We start from the raw sequence: 18,107 nt of genomic DNA, 5'->3' as shown, positions 1-18,107 counted from the left end.
CTTATATCATTATTTTATAGTTTCCCAGTTTTAATGCATTATCTTTTTAATAAAATACAAAAGATAATTGCTAAATCCTTTTAGATATCTATGCTTTTTAAGCATATGTTTTGCGCTATACCTTAATTGATTGCTATTGTTAGGTTTCAGCAACGCCGTATTCTTCCATGGCGAAGCATTTTTTGCCTCCATAAAGGCTTGTGATACAGGATAATCCCAGGCCCAGTCATGCCAGGGCTTGGTTGGACCGATATAATGGATAAAAATAGTATTTTCGTTTACTGGGTTTTTAAAACTTTCTTTGAGTTGATAATTTAAGCTAAACTGGGTGTTATATTTAATATCAGCAAAAATAAGTTTGTCTGCCAGCAGCATATTTAATACATCCTGATCAGGATGTGTTATTTTTTTGATTATTTCTGGTTCATTTAACATTGCAATGGCTCGCGCAGAAACCTGCTCGACTGCCCATTGTTCTGTATTGATAAATAAAAAACCGGAGTTAAAGTAACCTTTAGCAATCCCCGCAACACCTAACGAATGTGCGCGTTTTTCCCACCAGTCAGCCTGGCCTTCCGTAACAACCATTGCGACTTTATAGTCTGGAAACGAGAAATCGATTAGTGGCTCAATAGCCCCCTGGCAAATGATATCTGCATCCAGATAAAGGACTTTAGGCACCTTATTAATAAAGTAATCCGCAATAATAAATCGAAAATATATTGCATAAGTCCAGTTCTTGGTACTTGGCAATGATCGAAGTCGATCACCATTAATCAGATATATTTTAATTCTGGTTTTATACTGTAACGCCAGGGCATCAAAATACTTACGATCATCATCACCAAAATAATCAGTAAAAATATGGAAACACAATCGACTTCCTTCATTATATTTTAATATAGAAGCAATCGATATTCCGCAACCAAAAAGAAAATTTTTGTCAGTTCCATAAGCGATGTCCAGACAAAGATTTTCTGTTTCTACTTTATGATTATAATCAATAACTGAATTAAGAAACTCAGTTTCCTGGAAAAACACCTGCTGCATTATTTCCTCCGGGAAATAGCAGAAATAATTATCTTATGTAATCTGTCGTAATACTTCGGTTTATAAAACTTATCTATCGATGAAGGAATTTTTCCATGTTCGATATGAATTTCACCTGCTATATATTTATTCAGAAGAGTTACAAAACCAGTAATATCTCCCGGTTGATACAGATGACCATTAACATCAGATTGAATAATGTCAGCAGGTCCGGAGACACAATCGGCACTGATACAAGGAATTCCCCATGATAAAGCTTCAAGTAAAGTCATTGGGAAACCTTCAAAAGATGACGTGAGTAATAACGCACTCACTTTTTTAATATCTTGCTGGACTAATTCCCAAGGATGTTGTTGCCAACCATACCAGACAATTCGGTCATCAATATTTAATTCTCTACTATAAGCCTGGCATTTTTCAAAATCGGAGCCATCACCCAGTACATGGAGTTTCCAGTCACCTTGCGCTCGTGATAAGCCATCAAGGAGGTCTTTAACCCGCTTCTGGCCCTCGAATTTCATACGCCCAACATAAATGAACGTTGCCGTTTCGCCTTCCTCAGGCGCAGGAATGACTGTGTCTTTAGCTTCGACTGGATTAAAAATAACATTTATCGTCGATTCTGGTACACCCCGATTAATCATTTGCTGTTTAATGCCAGAGCTGATTGCTAAATGATAGTCGGCACAGGTGACATATTCAGCATGTTTTTTGTGATCTAAAGAAAAATGTGGCCATGAAAATACTGGCACATCAATTCCTGATTTTTTACGTGCTTTGGCCGCATACAAACACGAGATAACGTCAATACAAATAACAACATCTGGCTGATAATTCTGAAGCCATTTGCTTAAAGCATGAATATGTTTCGTTCGACGCAAAAAACCTAACCGAATATTGGAAAATGAACACGAGTATTCAATACCTTCCAACCATCCCTTATCCATTTTGTCATTGCGACAAAAGAAAAACATTTCACTTTGGATGTGTTGTTGCCTGAAGGTATTAATGACATCGCGGATAACCGTTTCCATGCCACCAAATCCAGAAACCGCTTCGCCGATAAATGCTATTTTCATAATTATATTAGTTTTCCATCTAAATTTTCACGTTGAATAATTTAGCGAACAGATAATGATAATAATAAGAAATGGCTTTGCCATATTTCCCTTCGGACCAATAAACTTTAGCTTTTAACCTAATATCACTTGATGATGGTGATAACATCCTTTTATGATGTCTCCACGGTGAATTATAAAAATAACGTTCAAAGTTTTGTGCCCTAAATATTTTATACCATGGTTTATTCTGAGTAACATAATGCATTATAATTGTGTTGGGTAAATTTTTTTGTTCTTCATCACATCTTACTGATAATGTTGTCTTTTTATTATATTTTTTATCGAGATAATATAATCGCCCATTAAGTAAAATATTTAGCACATCCTGGTCTGCATACCTATATACTTTCCCATTGTTGATCATCTCCAACGCTTTTTGTGTTATGTTCTCGTTTTTCCATGCGCTGGTATTAATAAGCATAACTCCGGCATTAAAATAATTGATAAATTCAATGCCATAGTCTAACTGTTTCACACGGTCTTGCATATCTGGTGAGTCAGGGATAACGCATGCTATATAATCATTTAAATCGTAATCAACGAGCTCATATAAAGAGCTATTACATATGATATCACAATCAAGATAAAGTATATTTGTTATTTTATCATCAATAACCTCTGGGATTAAAAAACGCAAACACGTTGATAAAGGGATGCCCAGGATTAAGGTGTCCGGATTAATATCAAATTCATCTGTCACATGATATACTGATATTGACGTATTCGGTCCCTCTAGTTCGGAAAATACGGAGCATTCATTTTCACTTATTCCTGAAACAAGAAGGTGAAAGTGAAGATTAATATCACTATTATTTGAAATGATTGAATATAATGCAACACCCGCTGGCATTATGAATCCACGGTCAAAGCATAATGCTATATGCAAATGTTTAACATTCGGTATTTCGTGTTGAAATAAATTTTGTTTCTTAGCGACGAAGTTCCTAATATTTAACAATTTTTAAGCCCTTATTATAAGAAATGAACATTTAAAGCTTTTTCCTTATTGTTCTTTCTTTTATTTTTTGCGCCTTAATTCCTGCTTCTTTAATTAAGTTAACTTCCCGCAATAGAACTTCGTGTAAAGGCATTCCAAAATAAACCTTCATAAATCGCCATATATCTCTCTGCGTCAGACCAATATTCATTGATGAGAAATATAAGCCAATCAAGTCTTTATCGCGCCAACGGCGCGGTACTTTTGAGCGTATCTGCGCCCGATGTAGATCGATAACCGAAATTTTTAATTCATCTTCCCGGCCAGTAAATGGCAAATGAAGCAAAAAGTGGCAAATGTAACAGTCACGGTGATTTATCCCTGCTGCGTGCATTTTACGCACCATGGTTGCCACTCGCGTGATCAACATACGTTTAATACGCACATCAGGTGGGTTGACTGCCCAATCTGCACAATAATCTTCAAGGCTAATCGTGGGAGTGAGATCTTCGGTAATAATAAATGATGTACGGGTTAATGGATTTAAACCTTTTTCACCAAACCCAATGCCATTCATCGTATCAACACCGACATCACTCAGGCGATGAATAGCATGCCACTCTCTGTCTGCACCCAAAACGGGCATCCGCAATGAGAGCAGATTTTTTATAATCTCTTTTAATGTTGTCCCCTTGTGCCATTTAAGAAAATAGCTTTTCCCGGACAGTTCAAAGCGTAATGTGCGACGTGTCTCCAGTTCGCGGAAGACCTCACCATTCAGTTCCTTAACTTCGGCAAAAGCATCTTTACCACGCCAAAGTGTGGCAAGCGGCTCTTTTAATTCAACCATCTAAACCACCTGTAATGATATCCGCGGCTTTCTCTGGCAAGCTATACAAATCCTGAGTATCGGCATAATGGCGAGCATTCTCCGCCCAGGCCATTCGCAATGAAGATTGTGTTAATGCTTTACGTAAAACTTCATTTAATTGTTCCTGGGAGAAAGGTTCAGCGATAACCGTTCCACAATTGGCATCGGCAATATAATGCGCGTAGCCGCATACCGCTGTTGTCAAAACAGGTAATCCAGCAGTGATCGCTTCAAGGAGAACGATACCAGCAGCTTCCTGATAAGCGGGATGCAATAATAAATCGGCTGCAGCCATTAATTCTGACACATCATTGCGACCGGAAAAGAAATGCACGTTGCTCCGCACGCCGAGTTTTTCTGCCAGCACTTCGAATTTTCGCGGTTTATCCTGGCCAACAACAAACAAAAGCGTATTGTGGCGTAATGATTCCGGTAACGCTGCCAAAGCTTCAATTGAGCGATCCACACCTTTACGAACAAAATCTGATCCAACTTGTAGCAATAAGTTTTGTTGCTCTTTTATGCCATTTTTCTGGCGATAAATTTCACGGCTATTTGGGATTTGCGCGCTGTATTTTCTGTCCGGATAGATGCCGGGGGGAAGAATTTTAAAACGTTCAGGTTCAGTTTGATAATGCTTCTGGAAATCGGTGATTTGCTTATCAGTCAGCATCATGAGTTTCGTCGATTTACCATGCTCGAAAGTCGCTCGCTCAAATGCGGCATAATGACGATAACGTGATGTTAGACGATATAAAAAACCTTTTTCTTGCGCAACTTTCTCGGCGTAACAAACATCAGCGGCAAAATAAACATCCAACCCAGGCATCTTATTAAACCCAACAACGCGATCAGCGGGATGCGCTTTGAGATGATTTTGTACCCAGGCATAATATTCTGCATTGCGTCCATGGTTGGTATGGGACCTAACTGGCACATGAATAAGCTCAAATGTTTTTGGGCACTCGCCTTCCCACGACTGCGTATAGACCCGAACATGGTGGCCTCGTGCGGCAACGGTTGATGCAATACGCATAAAATCACGTTGAAGCCCACCAAAAGGAAAATATTTATATAAACAAAACGCCACGATCATAATTGTGCATTCCTGTCAACTGAAGGGGCATCTTCTGGCAGCAGCTTTTCCGTAGCGGCGATAACATCTTCCGCGGGGATAACAGAAAGATATTTTTTATTGCGGTCAAGTTCATGTCGGCTCGGCATTTGCTGATAATTCCCCGCCCAGAATTGAATAATATTCTCAGTCCAGGGACGCCAGAATATGTGATCAGTTGCACCAAATAAACTAATTATTGGCGTTTTCACTGCCGCTGCAATATGTCCTGGTGCAGAATCCACACCAATAAAGAGTACGGCATGATCAATTAAAGCACCCAGTTCAGTAAACCGTGTTTTACCCGCAAGGCCAGCGACAGGTTTTGTTTGGCAGCCTTGCACTATTTCATCGATACAGGCGAGATCATCTGCCGAAGGCCCGCAGGTCAGCACAACCTGATACCCTCGCTGTTGCAACGCATCGATAACCTTAGAAAATTTATCGTTATCCCAGCACTTAAATATCTGACGAGCAGTCGGCTGGATAACAACATAATGCTCTTTCACGCCCAGAGCATCTAATTCCTGGCGCATCTTCTTCCAGCAATCTTCGGCGTAACTCATTGTTGTATCAGTGTAGAAATCGGTAATACCTAATGGCTCAAGGACCGATAAATTACGCTCAACAATATGTGTGCCGTGTATTGGCGCTAAGTGTGTAAAGCTTTTTTTCCAGATGCTATGCTGCCGATGACCATAAAGTTGCGATATTTTCACCTGTGCGGGTAAACAACGTACCAACAGTGCCACCATCCACTGATCCGTAAGATTAATGACCAGGTCGTAATTATTCGCACGCAGAGTTTTTATCAATGAAAGCACATTTTTAATTTTATCGAATGTTCCTGCACTTTTATTGCTTATACCGTAGAGCGCATTAATTTCCGGGTTTTCAGACAAAATAGGGATGGTGTCCTGATAAAGCAGCATATCGATTTTTGCATCAGGATAATTCTGCTTGAGCGTACTGATGACAGGAGTGGTTAATAACATATCTCCATGATATCGCATCTTTATGACCAGGATTTTTCGAAATGGCTTTTCCACTAGCGACTCTTTTGTATGATTGTCTGGTTAAGTTAAGCAGAAAAAAAGCACGCTACCGCCCCAGGCTCAACAGCTACCTGAATACTGATAACGCACTTACTTTGACGTGCTAGTGTAGCATTTCTTTCGCAGCAATCCGACCCGAATGATTTTTATACACAAAATATGTTTTAATCATAAAAATCATATAGATAAGAAAAAGCGCGCAGATAATACCGGTATAGCCGATGTAGAGTTGAAAATAGGGTCGAGTTTCAATAAATCGCATAAAAATACAAAAAAACTGGAGATGTAGCGGCAGTTCAGGCCAAACAGAAGCTATTTAAGTCAAAAACGGGAAAAGTAATGGTAAAGCCCCAGCTAAATACATAGAATCCCCAGCACATCCATAAGTCAGCTATTTATTATGCTTGAATTGCTTTACACCGCCCTTCTCTACCTTATTCAGCCGTTGATCTGGATACGGCTTTGGGTGCGCGGACGTAAGGCTCCGGCCTATCGAAAACGCTGGGGTGAACGTTACGGTTTTTACCGCCATCCGCTGAAACAAGGCGGCATCATGCTGCACTCCGTCTCCGTCGGTGAAACCCTGGCGGCGATCCCGTTGGTGCGCGCACTGCGTCATCGCTATCCTGATTTGCCAATTACCGTCACGACTATGACGCCGACCGGCTCGGAACGCGTGCAATCTGCTTTCGGTAAAGATGTTCAGCACGTCTATCTGCCTTACGATCTACCCGATGCGCTCAACCGTTTTCTTAATAAAGTCGATCCTAAACTGGTGTTGATTATGGAAACGGAGCTGTGGCCTAACCTGATTGCGGCACTACATAAGCGCAAGATCCCGCTGGTTATCGCCAACGCGCGACTTTCTGCACGCTCTGCGGCGGGTTACGCCAAACTGGGCAAATTTGTTCGTCGCTTGTTGCGTCGTATTACACTAATCGCCGCGCAAAACGAAGAAGATGGCGCGCGTTTTGTAGCGTTGGGCGCAAAAAATAATCAGGTGACTGTGACTGGTAGCCTGAAATTCGATATCTCAGTAACTCCGCAGCTAGCCGCTAAAGCAGTAACGCTGCGCCGCCAGTGGGCTCCTCATCGTCCGGTATGGATTGCCACCAGCACTCACGATGGCGAAGAGAGTGTGGTGATTGCCGCACATCAGGCGCTGTTGCAGCAGTTCCCTAATTTATTGCTTATTCTTGTTCCACGTCATCCGGAACGCTTCCCGGATGCGATTAACCTTGTCCGCCAGGCTGGGCTAAGCTATATCACACGCTCTTCCGGAGAAATCCCTTCCGCCAGTACACAAGTGGTAATTGGCGATACGATGGGCGAGCTGATGCTGCTGTATGGCATTGCCGATCTCGCTTTTGTTGGCGGTTCATTGGTCGAACGCGGTGGGCATAATCCGCTGGAAGCCGCCGCACACGCTATTCCGGTACTGATGGGGCCGCATACTTTTAACTTTAAAGACATTTGCGCACGGCTGGAGCAGGCAAGCGGGCTGATTACCGTCACCGATGCCGCGTCACTGGCAAAAGAGGTTTCCTCTTTGCTCACTGACGCCGATTACCGTAGTTTCTATGGCCGTCATGCCGTTGAAGTGCTGTATCAAAACCAGGGCGCGCTGCAGCGTCTGCTTCAACTGCTGGAACCTTACCTGCCACCGAAAACGCATTGAGGTTGTTATGCAAAAACGGGCGATTTATCCGGGGACTTTCGATCCCATTACCAATGGTCATATCGATATCGTGACGCGCGCTACGCAGATGTTCGATCACGTTATTCTGGCGATTGCCGCCAGCCCCAGTAAAAAACCAATGTTTACCCTGGAAGAGCGTGTGGCGCTGGCTCAGCAGGCAACCGCACATCTGGATAACGTTGAAGTGGTCGGTTTTAGTGATTTGATGGCGAACTTCGCCCGTAATCAACAAGCCACGGTACTGATTCGTGGCCTGCGTGCGGTAGCAGATTTTGAATATGAAATGCAACTGGCGCATATGAATCGCCACTTAATGCCGGAGCTGGAAAGCGTCTTCTTGATGCCTTCGAAAGAGTGGTCGTTTATTTCTTCATCGTTGGTGAAAGAAGTTGCGCGCCATCAGGGTGATGTCACCCATTTCCTGCCGAAGAATGTCCATCAGGCGCTGATGGCGAAGTTAGCGTAGCTTTTATGCCGGATGGAATGCCATCCGGCTCGCATGAATTACTTCTGGCACTGTCGGCAATAAAATGTCGCCCGCTGCGCATGTTTAGTCGCCACAATCGGCGTACCACAAACCCGACACGGTTCGCCTTTACGCCCGTAAACCTGTAATTCCTGCGCGAAATAACCTGGTTTTCCGTCGCTTTGCAGAAAATCTTTCAGCGTCGTGCCGCCCTGCTCAATAGAACGCAGTAACACTGCTTTAATCACCCGTGCCAGCAGTTCGCACTCCGCCAGCGACAGCGATGACGCCAGCCGATCCGGATGGATCCCCGCAGCAAACAGTGACTCGCTGGCATAGATATTCCCCACGCCCACCACCAGCTTGTTATCCATCAGCCAGGGTTTAATCGCTGTCTTTTTCTTCGCGCATTTCTGATGCAGGTATTCGCCGTTGAAATCATCGCTAAGCGGCTCCGGTCCAAGATGTGCCAACACATTGTGTCCTTCCAGCTCTTTGGTCCACAACCAGGCACCAAAGCGACGAGGATCGGTATATCGCAGCACTTTGCCGTTGCTCATCACCAAATCAACATGGTCATGCTTTTCAGGAGGACGTTCTTCCGTAAGTATGCGCAGACTGCCAGACATACCCAGATGAATGATGATCCAGCCTTCCGGCAATTCCAGCAGCAGATATTTAGCGCGGCGCTGCACACTAAGCACCGGCTGGTCACTTAGACGGTAGATTTCTTCCGAGACTGGCCAGCGCAAACGCCCGTTGCGGACCACCGCATGAAGAATGGTCGCGCCAACGAGATGCGGTTCAATGCCGCGGCGGCTGGTTTCAACTTCTGGTAATTCAGGCATAGCATCTCCTGGAATGAACAGATGCAGTCAATATGGGGGCAAGCAGATAACAAAAAACCCCGCCGGAGCGAGGTTTTTATTACATCAAAGCGAGAATTATTTGATTTTCGCTTCTTTGTAGATCACGTGCTGGCGTACAACTGGATCGAATTTTTTCAGTTCCAGTTTTTCCGGCTTAGTACGTTTGTTCTTCGTAGTGGTATAGAAGTGACCAGTACCAGCAGAAGAAACCAGCTTGATTTTCTCACGAATACCTTTAGCCATGATTTATTTCCTCTAAGTACTTAGTACTTTTCGCCACGGGCACGCAGTTCAGCCAGAACTGTATCGATGCCTTTTTTATCGATTACACGCATACCTTTAGCAGATACGCGCAGGGTGACAAAACGCTTCTCGCTCTCAACCCAGAAACGGTGAGAGTGCAGGTTAGGCAGGAAACGGCGTTTAGTCGCGTTCAGTGCGTGGGAACGGTTGTTACCGGTCACCGGACGCTTGCCAGTAACTTGGCAGACTCGGGACATGTCTATTCTCCAAAAATCAAATTAGCTCGAGCTTCGTATGGGGTATTGGCGCCTCGTCAGGCTTTACAGCCCGGTCATCGCAGTTCTATGTGAACTCTCGATTGCCAGGCCCAAATGCCAAACCCGAGATTCTCAAAGGTGGCGTAGTATACGCTGACTCAGCGATGTGCTCAAGTCCCGAACAGACAAAGATCCCGAAGGATCGCGCATAGCGGGTTAAATCCAGCCGCGTTCGGCAAAAGAAACATACTCTCCACGCCCAATCACGATATGGTCGAGCACGCGTAAATCCATGAACTGACAACTTTTTATTATCCGTTCGGTGATGAGTTTATCCGCTTTACTGGGTTCAGCACAACCCGAAGGGTGATTATGGGCAAGGATCAGTGCCGCCGCGTTTATTTTTATCGCTTCCCGAACAATCTCACGCGGATGGACTTCCACATGGTTTAGTGTGCCGGAAAACAATCGGCTGTGAGTAAGTACCCGGTGTTGAGTGTCGAGAAAGATCACCATAAAGATCTCGCGCTCTTCGCCCGTAAGCTGGCTTTGTAAAAACTCGCGCGTCATCTCCGGGCTAAGTAACGGGCTTTCTTCGCGTATCCGCACGTTGTAGTAACGCCGGGCCAGTTCGGCAATCCCCTTTAACTGGGCGAATTTCGCCACACCTATTCCATGAACGCCTCTAACTTGTTCATATTCAGAGGATAACAAGCCGTAAAGAGAGCCGAAATTCTCCAGCATCTCTTTTGCCAGGGTTAGCACATCTTTTCCGTGCGTTCCTGTACGCAGAAACAGCGCCAGCAGTTCAATATCCGTTAACGCGCTAATACCCAACTTCAGCATTTTTTCACGTGGCATCAACAAGTCAGCATTGCTTTTCACCTTCACCTCCTTTGTGGAGGGCGCATCCTGTCATAGTCGTTTGGTTAAATCGACGGTCAGTTTTCAATCCTGGAAAGCGCCTCGCAAAGTGATTCTCAGGTGAAAGCACGACAACAAAAGTATTGTGATAAAATCGCCAACTTCTGGTGTCACCCAACAGGAAAAATCATCATGAGCCTGGCCGGTAAAAAAATCGTTCTCGGCGTCAGCGGCGGTATTGCTGCCTATAAAACCCCTGAACTGGTGCGTCGTTTGCGCGATCGCGGGGCCGACGTCCGTGTAGCCATGACCGAAGCGGCAAAAGCCTTTATCACTCCACTTAGCTTGCAGGCAGTCTCTGGTTATCCCGTTTCCGACAGTCTGCTGGACCCGGCTGCCGAAGCGGCAATGGGCCATATTGAGCTGGGAAAATGGGCTGATTTAGTGATTCTTGCTCCAGCGACAGCGGATTTGATTGCCCGCGTTGCTGCTGGTATGGCGAATGATCTGGTATCAACGATTTGCCTTGCGACGCCTGCGCCTGTTGCCGTGCTGCCAGCAATGAACCAGCAGATGTATCGGGCTGCAGCTACTCAGCATAATTTAGAGGTACTTGCCTCGCGAGGTTTGTTGATCTGGGGGCCAGATAGCGGCAGCCAGGCCTGTGGTGATATCGGCCCAGGGCGAATGCTCGATCCGTTAACCATTGTTGATATGGCGGTGGCCCATTTCTCCCCCGTCAACGACCTGAAACATCTGAATATTATGATTACCGCGGGTCCGACACGTGAACCACTCGATCCGGTGCGTTACATCTCTAATCACAGCTCCGGCAAGATGGGATTCGCCATTGCCGCAGCAGCAGCACGTAGAGGAGCAAACGTCACGCTGGTTTCTGGCCCGGTTTCGCTACCGACGCCACCGTTTGTGAAACGTATTGACGTGATAACCGCACTGGAGATGGAAGCGGCCGTGAAGGCTTCTGTACAACAGCAAAATATATTTATCGGTTGCGCTGCCGTTGCGGATTATCGCGCAGCTACCGTTGCCCGCGAAAAAATCAAAAAGCAGGCCACGCCGGGCGATGAATTAACAATAAAAATGGTTAAAAACCCCGATATCGTCGCCGGTGTTGCCGCATTAAAAGACCATCGGCCTTATGTTGTTGGATTTGCGGCCGAAACAAATAATGTGGAAGAATACGCCCGACAAAAACGTATCCGTAAAAACCTTGATCTGATCTGCGCGAACGATGTTTCCCAGCCAACTCAAGGCTTTAATAGCGACAAAAACGCATTACACCTTTTCTGGCAAGATGGCGATAAAATCTTACCGCTTGAGCGAAAAGAGCTCCTTGGCCAATTATTACTCGACGAGATTGTGACCCGTTATGATGAAGAAAATCGACGTTAAGATTCTGGACCCGCGCGTTGGGAAGGAATTTCCACTCCCGACTTATGCCACTTCTGGTTCTGCCGGACTTGACCTGCGCGCTTGCCTCGACGACGCCGTAGAATTGGCACCGGGCGACACGACACTTGTGCCGACCGGACTGGCGATTCATATTGCCGATCCTTCACTGGCGGCGATGATGCTGCCGCGCTCCGGGCTGGGCCATAAGCACGGTATCGTGCTCGGCAACCTGGTGGGATTGATCGATTCCGACTATCAGGGCCAATTGATGATCTCTGTATGGAACCGTGGTCAGGACAGCTTCACCATTCAACCTGGTGAACGTATCGCACAGATGATTTTTGTTCCGGTGGTACAGGCTGAATTTAATCTGGTGGAAGATTTTGACGCTACTGACCGCGGTGAAGGCGGCTTTGGTCACTCTGGTCGTCAGTAACACATACGCATCCAAATAACGTCATAACATCGCCGCAAACATTTTGTTTGCGGTCATAGCGTGGGTGCCGCCTGGCAAGTGCTTATTTTCAGGGGTATTTTGTAACATGGCAGAAAAACAAACTGCGAAAAGGAACCGTCGCGAAGAAATACTTCAGTCTCTGGCGCTGATGCTGGAATCCAGCGATGGAAGCCAACGTATCACGACGGCGAAACTGGCCGCCTCTGTCGGCGTTTCCGAAGCGGCTCTGTATCGCCACTTCCCCAGTAAGACCCGCATGTTCGATAGCCTGATTGAGTTTATCGAAGATAGCCTGATTACTCGCATTAATCTGATTCTGAAAGATGAGAAGGACACCACTGCGCGTCTGCGTCTGATTGTGTTGCTACTTCTCGGTTTTGGCGAGCGTAATCCAGGCCTGACCCGTATCCTCACCGGCCATGCGCTAATGTTCGAACAAGACCGCCTGCAAGGGCGCATCAACCAACTGTTCGAGCGTATTGAAGCGCAACTGCGTCAGGTATTGCGTGAAAAGAGAATGCGTGAGGGTGAAGGTTACACCACCGATGAAACGTTGCTGGCAAGCCAACTTCTGGCATTTTGTGAAGGGATGCTGTCTCGTTTTGTCCGCAGCGAGTTTAAATACCGCCCGACGGATGACTTTGACGCTCGCTGGCCGTTGATTGCCGCGCAGTTGCAATAAAATGACGCCGGATGACTTACCATCCGGCGTTTTTTATCAAACCCCGTACTCTTCGCGATAAGCCTTAACGGCTGCCAGATGTTCCGCCATGTCCGGCTTCTCTTCCAGATAAGCAATCAGGTCTTTCAGGGTGATGATAGAGATCACTTTGCAGTTGTAATCACGCTCAACTTCCTGAATCGCTGATATCTCGCCACGACCACGTTCCTGACGATCGAGCGAAATCAGCACGCCAGCAAGCGTCGCGCCATTGGCCTGAATAATTTCCATCGACTCACGAATCGCCGTTCCGGCGGTGATCACATCATCCACCAGCATTACTCGTCCTTGTAACGCGCTACCAACCAGATTGCCACCTTCGCCGTGGTCTTTTGCTTCTTTGCGGTTAAAGCAGTATGGCAGGTCAAGGTCATGATGCTCCGCCAGTGCCACAGCGGTTGTGGTCGCGATCGGAATACCTTTGTAAGCGGGGCCAAACAGCAGATCGAACTCAATGCCAGAATCCACTAACGCTTCAGCGTAAAAACGGCCTAACAGTGCCAGGTCGCGCCCGGTATTAAATAGTCCGGCGTTGAAGAAATAGGGGCTTTTACGCCCGGATTTCAGCGTAAACTCACCAAACTTTAATACCTGTTTGCCAAGCGCAAACTCAATAAACTGGCGCTGATATGGTTTCATGCCTTCGCTCCTCATCTTACTTTTCTACAGACAAAAAAAAGGCGACTCATCAGTCGCCTTAAAAATCAGTTTGCCAACGCCGCCTTCTGCGTCGCTACAATGGATTCGATTCCCCCTCGGGCCAGCGCCAACAAGGTGAGGAGTTCTTCGTGGGTGAATGGTTCGCCTTCTGCCGTTCCCTGAACCTCAATGATCCGCCCATCTTCGGTCATCACCACGTTCATGTCCGTTTCTGCGGCAGAGTCTTCAACATATTCCAGATCGCAAATCGCTTCGCCATTAACGATACCCACCGAAACCGCAGCTACCATGCCTTTCATCGGGTTGGTTTTCAGTTTGCCATTCTCAACCAGCTTATTCAGCGCATCTGCCAGCGCCACGCAAGCACCGGTGATCGAAGCAGTGCGCGTGCCGCCATCGGCCTGAAGTACGTCGCAGTCCAGCGTAATGGTGAACTCACCCAACGCTTTCAAATCAACCGCTGCACGCAATGCACGGGCGATCAGACGCTGGATTTCCATCGTGCGTCCGCCCTGCTTACCTTTCGCCGCTTCGCGGGCGTTACGGGTGTGGGTGGAGCGCGGCAACATACCGTATTCTGCGGTGATCCAGCCCTGCCCCTGACCTTTCAGGAAGCGCGGCACGCCTTCTTCAATAGAGGCAGTACACAACACTTTGGTATCGCCAAATTCGACCAGCACCGAGCCTTCTGCATGTTTTGTATAGTTACGAGTCAGGGTAACGGGACGCACCTGATTATTGCTACGGCCTGCTGGACGCATATTGAAATCTCCGGCTTGAAACAAATGTGGCTGCGCATTATACGGACTTCCGGCGGTTATTCCTATCCTGACAAGGCATCGATGGCTATAATCCTTCCACCTCTCCTTTCAAAAACAGGAACGTCTATGATCCGCAGTATGACCGCCTACGCCCGGCGTGAAATCAAGGGTGAATGGGGGAGCGCAACCTGGGAAATGCGCTCGGTAAACCAGCGTTATCTGGAAACTTACTTTCGTCTGCCGGAGCAGTTCCGTAGCCTTGAACCTGTCGTTCGCGAGCGTATTCGTTCTCGCCTGACGCGCGGTAAAGTGGAATGCACCCTGCGCTATGAGCCAGATGTTAGCGCACAAGGCGAGCTGATTCTCAACGAAAAGCTGGCTAAACAGCTCGTAACTGCTGCTAACTGGGTAAAAATGCAGAGCGACGAAGGGGAAATCAACCCGGTTGATATCCTGCGCTGGCCGGGTGTGATGGCAGCTCAGGAGCAGGATCTCGACGCCATTGCCGCTGAAATTCTCGCTGCGCTGGATGGTACTCTTGACGACTTTATTGTCGCGCGCGAAACCGAAGGTCAGGCGCTGAAAGCGTTGATCGAGCAGCGTCTGGAAGGTGTCACCGCCGAAGTGGCTAAAGTTCGTGCCCATATGCCGGAAATCCTGCAATGGCAGCGTGAACGTCTGGTAGCGAAACTGGAAGATGCTCAGGTACAGTTGGAAAACAATCGCCTGGAGCAAGAGTTAGTGCTGCTGGCGCAACGAATTGACGTTGCCGAAGAGCTGGACCGCCTCGAAGCGCATGTCAAAGAGACCTACAACATTCTGAAGAAAAAAGAAGCGGTTGGCCGTCGTCTGGACTTTATGATGCAAGAGTTTAATCGCGAGTCGAACACCCTGGCCTCGAAGTCTATCAATGCCGAAGTAACTAATTCAGCTATTGAACTGAAAGTACTGATCGAACAAATGCGCGAACAGATTCAGAATATCGAGTAACCCTCATAATTCCGTAGGCCGTTGTTAAATTACAACGGCACTACGTATACAGACTTCTTATTTACTTTAAAACACGCCCTAATATTTCTAATGCATTTTTCTTCTGACAATCTAAGAGAAACGCATTAAAACTACAGAAAACACCAATTTCACATAACTAAATATTATCAATAACCTCTCACCTTAAAAAATCTCAATCGTGACGATGCGTACAAATCGCTACCCTGCCAGACAGATTTTTAGGGAGAGAACCATGCTGTTACACATTTTGTATTTGGTTGGCATTACTGCCGAAGCCATGACGGGAGCGCTGGCGGCCGGACGGCGGCGCATGGATACATTTGGCGTAATTATTATTGCGACCGCCACTGCAATCGGCGGCGGTTCAGTACGGGATATACTTTTGGGCCACTATCCGCTCGGCTGGGTCAAACATCCGGAATATGTGATTATCGTCGCCACCGCCGCGGTACTCACCACTATTGTTGCTCCCGTAATGCCTTACCTGCGCAAAGTCTTTCTGGTGTTAGATGCGCTCGGACTGGTGGTCTTTTCTATCATTGGCGCACAGGTCGCGCTGGATATGGGCCACGGCCCGGTCATTGCCGTTGTCGCTGCGGTGACAACCGGCGTATTTGGCGGTGTTTTGCGCGATATGTTCTGTAAACGCATCCCGCTGGTCTTTCAGAAAGAACTGTATGCCGGGGTTTCATTTGCTTCCGCCGTGCTGTATATCGCACTGCAACACTATGTTTCCAACCATGATGTGGTGATTATCTCCACCCTGGTGTTTGGCTTTTTTGCTCGCTTGCTGGCACTGCGTCTTAAACTGGGATTACCCGTTTTTTATTACAGCCACGAAGGTCATTAAGGTACAAAACCTGCGATCTGCTGGGTAGCCAACCAGCTACCTAGCGTCTTGATTTGCACATTATTCTTCCATTCAATAATCTGGCTGGCGCGACGAGATCCGGTTCCCGGCAGATGCTGCCAATGTTGTTCACTTCTCTGCAAAAGTTGCGTCCAGGACCGTTCATCACCGGCATTAAGCGCCCCCCGGGTTAACGGTATTCCCATTGCCATCACCCAGCGGGTAAAAGGCTGCTTACGAACCAGATTAAACTGATGCCATAACTGCCCGCTTTTACTTTTCGCTATCCCTGGCGTGTTCTGTAATTGCTCTGGCGTTAATGAAAGCCAGGAAAAGATATGCTCAAAGCGATGCGTCTGATGCAGTGCGCGCCAGCCAGCTTCGCCAATGCCATCCAGCCCCAAAACCTGTTTTGACCCCAACCAGACTAAGCGTGATATGAATTGCTCCAGACAAACATCAGAAGCAAAGTAACAGGTCAACGAGTTAAAGCGGTTTTCTGGCGGTGTCGGCTTTCTGCGTTCCGCACTCCGCCACACCACATCATCAATACGTGGAATACCCTGACCGGCAAGACTTATGAGGATTTGATCGCCTGGCGCTATGTCCCACTCCTGCCAGCGACTGACGGAACCAATATTCACCCGCTGAACTTTTTTATCATCCAGCATGACTGGTGCGAGTGACGCCACCACCGATATTTTTCCGCTTTTGCCCACTGCAAACTGAATCGAACTCACTTCAGCAACCTGTGCCACAGGTTGATATTTCCACGCCACCAGCCAGTCCGCCTGCCCCGGTAGCCAATGGCGGGATTCGGGTTCCTTAGCCGCTCGCACAACCACGCCATCGGTGACGAAGGGCAATTTCGCTTTCCACCACTCATTACGTGCTCGCTCAACCTCATCAGCATTTTTCACCGTGTGAGTGTACGCTTGCGTCAGACTAAATCCCGCGCTTGCAAGCTGCTGCAATCGCTCGGCCATTAACTGCGGTCCATCCGGCCACGCCCAGATAAAAACGCCCAGCGAATTTAGCGTGTCGTTATTGTCCTGGCGCATCAACATACCTGCAACTTTTGCACGCGCATTCATTCCGCCCATTTGCTGCTGGATATGACCTTCGCTCCGGAGAAATATTTCTCCTTGCAGTGTGCTATTGGCTAAAGGTTCGCTGACGGATTGCGGTACAGAAGGAATCGAGCGCACTTTCTGCGTCCAGTCTTCACCTTTCAGGCCATTGCCACGGCTGATCGCCTTAATCAGTTTTCCGTCACGATAGACCAGAGTTACCGCGACACCATCAACTTTTGGCTGCACCCAAAGATCGCTGCGTTCACGCATCCAAAGGCTCAATGCATTTTTATCCGCCAGCTTACGCACTCCAGTATGAGCAACTGGATGCATTACGGTTCCAATTAAAGGCAGTATCATGGCTTCACGAGTTGTCTCTTCACCAAAACAACGTTGCCACTGTGCAAGGCGGGCGCTGAGTTGATCATAAACGCCGTCTTCAACAGCACTTTTTCCCTTTTTCCAGTAATCCTCATCCCACTGTTTTATTTGCTGTTGCAGGCGGGAAATTTCTTCATGCGCTCTGGCTGGCGACCAGACTGGGCAGACTCCCTGCGCCGATGCTTGCCAGCATAAAACACTCATTAACACTGCAATCCATACTTTCATCGTCAC

20 protein-coding genes are annotated in these 18,107 nt (G+C 47.1%); 7 read left to right on the top strand and 13 right to left on the bottom strand.

Annotated elements, in window-relative coordinates:
• Positions 1–30: 30 nt before the first annotated feature.
• The 6 genes from waaO to rfaQ are packed head-to-tail and all read right to left on the bottom strand — an operon-like array spanning position 31 to position 6,142.
• On the bottom strand, positions 31–1,050 hold the full coding sequence (waaO, locus tag A1SC_RS05630) for a lipopolysaccharide 3-alpha-galactosyltransferase (RefSeq protein WP_016262723.1): 1,020 nt from the start codon (positions 1,048–1,050) through the stop codon (positions 31–33).
• A complete protein-coding gene (waaB, locus tag A1SC_RS05635) occupies positions 1,050–2,129 on the bottom strand; it encodes a lipopolysaccharide 1,6-galactosyltransferase (RefSeq protein WP_016262722.1) in 1,080 nt (359 codons plus the stop codon). Before waaB ends, waaO begins: the two co-directional genes overlap by 1 nt.
• A gap of 19 nt (positions 2,130–2,148) precedes the next feature.
• The gene (locus A1SC_RS05640; RefSeq protein WP_024214641.1) at positions 2,149–3,129 is read right to left on the bottom strand and encodes a glycosyltransferase family 8 protein; all 981 of its coding nucleotides are present in this window, start codon (positions 3,127–3,129) and stop codon (positions 2,149–2,151) included.
• 31 nt (positions 3,130–3,160) lie between these two features.
• A complete protein-coding gene (rfaP, locus tag A1SC_RS05645; RefSeq protein WP_016249414.1) occupies positions 3,161–3,958 on the bottom strand; it encodes a lipopolysaccharide core heptose(I) kinase RfaP in 798 nt (265 codons plus the stop codon).
• On the bottom strand, positions 3,951–5,075 hold the full coding sequence (rfaG, locus tag A1SC_RS05650; RefSeq protein WP_016262720.1) for a lipopolysaccharide glucosyltransferase I: 1,125 nt from the start codon (positions 5,073–5,075) through the stop codon (positions 3,951–3,953). The genes rfaP and rfaG overlap by 8 nt, the downstream gene beginning before the upstream one ends.
• Positions 5,072–6,142: a lipopolysaccharide core heptosyltransferase RfaQ gene (gene rfaQ, locus A1SC_RS05655; RefSeq protein ID WP_001517455.1), complete on the bottom strand. Its 1,071-nt coding sequence runs from the start codon at positions 6,140–6,142 to the stop codon at positions 5,072–5,074. The genes rfaG and rfaQ overlap by 4 nt, the downstream gene beginning before the upstream one ends.
• Before the next feature lie 406 nt (positions 6,143–6,548).
• On the opposite strand from rfaQ, the gene waaA reads away from it, so the two are divergent.
• Positions 6,549–7,826: a lipid IV(A) 3-deoxy-D-manno-octulosonic acid transferase gene (waaA, locus tag A1SC_RS05660; protein ID WP_000891578.1), complete on the top strand. Its 1,278-nt coding sequence runs from the start codon at positions 6,549–6,551 to the stop codon at positions 7,824–7,826.
• Positions 7,827–7,833: 7 nt separating this feature from the next.
• Positions 7,834–8,313, top strand: a complete 480-nt coding sequence (gene coaD / locus A1SC_RS05665) for a pantetheine-phosphate adenylyltransferase (protein WP_001517454.1) — start codon at positions 7,834–7,836, stop codon at positions 8,311–8,313.
• Between the two features lie 38 nt (positions 8,314–8,351).
• On the opposite strand, the gene mutM is transcribed toward coaD, so the two are convergent.
• The 4 genes from mutM to radC all read right to left on the bottom strand — a co-directional run bounded on the left by mutM (position 8,352) and on the right by radC (position 10,567).
• A complete protein-coding gene (gene mutM, locus A1SC_RS05670; protein ID WP_001114550.1) occupies positions 8,352–9,161 on the bottom strand; it encodes a bifunctional DNA-formamidopyrimidine glycosylase/DNA-(apurinic or apyrimidinic site) lyase in 810 nt (269 codons plus the stop codon).
• 96 nt (positions 9,162–9,257) lie between these two features.
• Positions 9,258–9,425, bottom strand: coding sequence for a 50S ribosomal protein L33 (gene rpmG, locus A1SC_RS05675; RefSeq protein ID WP_001051798.1), 168 nt, complete (start codon positions 9,423–9,425; stop codon positions 9,258–9,260).
• Between the two features lie 20 nt (positions 9,426–9,445).
• Positions 9,446–9,682, bottom strand: a complete 237-nt coding sequence (gene rpmB, locus A1SC_RS05680) for a 50S ribosomal protein L28 (RefSeq protein ID WP_000091955.1) — start codon at positions 9,680–9,682, stop codon at positions 9,446–9,448.
• A gap of 216 nt (positions 9,683–9,898) precedes the next feature.
• Positions 9,899–10,567, bottom strand: coding sequence for a RadC family protein (gene radC, locus A1SC_RS05685; RefSeq protein WP_001517452.1), 669 nt, complete (start codon positions 10,565–10,567; stop codon positions 9,899–9,901).
• A 171-nt stretch (positions 10,568–10,738) separates the two neighbouring features.
• Here radC and coaBC point away from each other — a divergent pair, with 171 nt between their 5' ends.
• The 3 genes from coaBC (at position 10,739) to slmA (ending at position 13,098) form a co-directional block, all read left to right on the top strand.
• On the top strand, positions 10,739–11,959 hold the full coding sequence (coaBC, locus tag A1SC_RS05690; RefSeq protein ID WP_000050132.1) for a bifunctional phosphopantothenoylcysteine decarboxylase/phosphopantothenate--cysteine ligase CoaBC: 1,221 nt from the start codon (positions 10,739–10,741) through the stop codon (positions 11,957–11,959).
• A complete protein-coding gene (dut, locus tag A1SC_RS05695; RefSeq protein ID WP_000976070.1) occupies positions 11,937–12,395 on the top strand; it encodes a dUTP diphosphatase in 459 nt (152 codons plus the stop codon). The genes coaBC and dut overlap by 23 nt, the downstream gene beginning before the upstream one ends.
• Positions 12,396–12,501: 106 nt before the next feature.
• The gene (slmA, locus tag A1SC_RS05700; RefSeq protein WP_000818603.1) at positions 12,502–13,098 is read left to right on the top strand and encodes a nucleoid occlusion factor SlmA; all 597 of its coding nucleotides are present in this window, start codon (positions 12,502–12,504) and stop codon (positions 13,096–13,098) included.
• Positions 13,099–13,134: 36 nt separating this feature from the next.
• Here the strand turns inward: slmA and pyrE are convergent, their stop codons facing one another.
• Together pyrE and rph are read right to left on the bottom strand one after the other, a co-directional pair.
• The gene (gene pyrE / locus A1SC_RS05705) at positions 13,135–13,776 is read right to left on the bottom strand and encodes an orotate phosphoribosyltransferase (protein ID WP_001517450.1); all 642 of its coding nucleotides are present in this window, start codon (positions 13,774–13,776) and stop codon (positions 13,135–13,137) included.
• Between the two features lie 65 nt (positions 13,777–13,841).
• Entirely contained in the window at positions 13,842–14,558 is a 717-nt protein-coding gene (gene rph / locus A1SC_RS05710) for a ribonuclease PH (RefSeq protein WP_001247086.1), read from the bottom strand.
• A gap of 126 nt (positions 14,559–14,684) precedes the next feature.
• Between rph and A1SC_RS05715 the strand changes: the two genes are divergently transcribed.
• A complete protein-coding gene (locus tag A1SC_RS05715; RefSeq protein ID WP_000621334.1) occupies positions 14,685–15,548 on the top strand; it encodes a YicC/YloC family endoribonuclease in 864 nt (287 codons plus the stop codon).
• Between the two features lie 253 nt (positions 15,549–15,801).
• Positions 15,802–16,419, top strand: a complete 618-nt coding sequence (locus A1SC_RS05720; RefSeq protein WP_001517449.1) for a trimeric intracellular cation channel family protein — start codon at positions 15,802–15,804, stop codon at positions 16,417–16,419.
• Here A1SC_RS05720 and ligB read toward each other — a convergent pair.
• The gene (gene ligB, locus A1SC_RS05725; RefSeq protein ID WP_016262719.1) at positions 16,416–18,101 is read right to left on the bottom strand and encodes an NAD-dependent DNA ligase LigB; all 1,686 of its coding nucleotides are present in this window, start codon (positions 18,099–18,101) and stop codon (positions 16,416–16,418) included. The genes A1SC_RS05720 and ligB overlap by 4 nt on opposite strands.
• Positions 18,102–18,107 lie beyond the last annotated feature (6 nt).

The organism is Escherichia sp. KTE52 (assembly GCF_000408325.1).
Classification (GTDB): domain Bacteria; phylum Pseudomonadota; class Gammaproteobacteria; order Enterobacterales; family Enterobacteriaceae; genus Escherichia; species Escherichia marmotae.
Note: the sequence above shows the minus strand (reverse complement) of the source record. Positions and strands in the feature narration are given on the sequence as shown.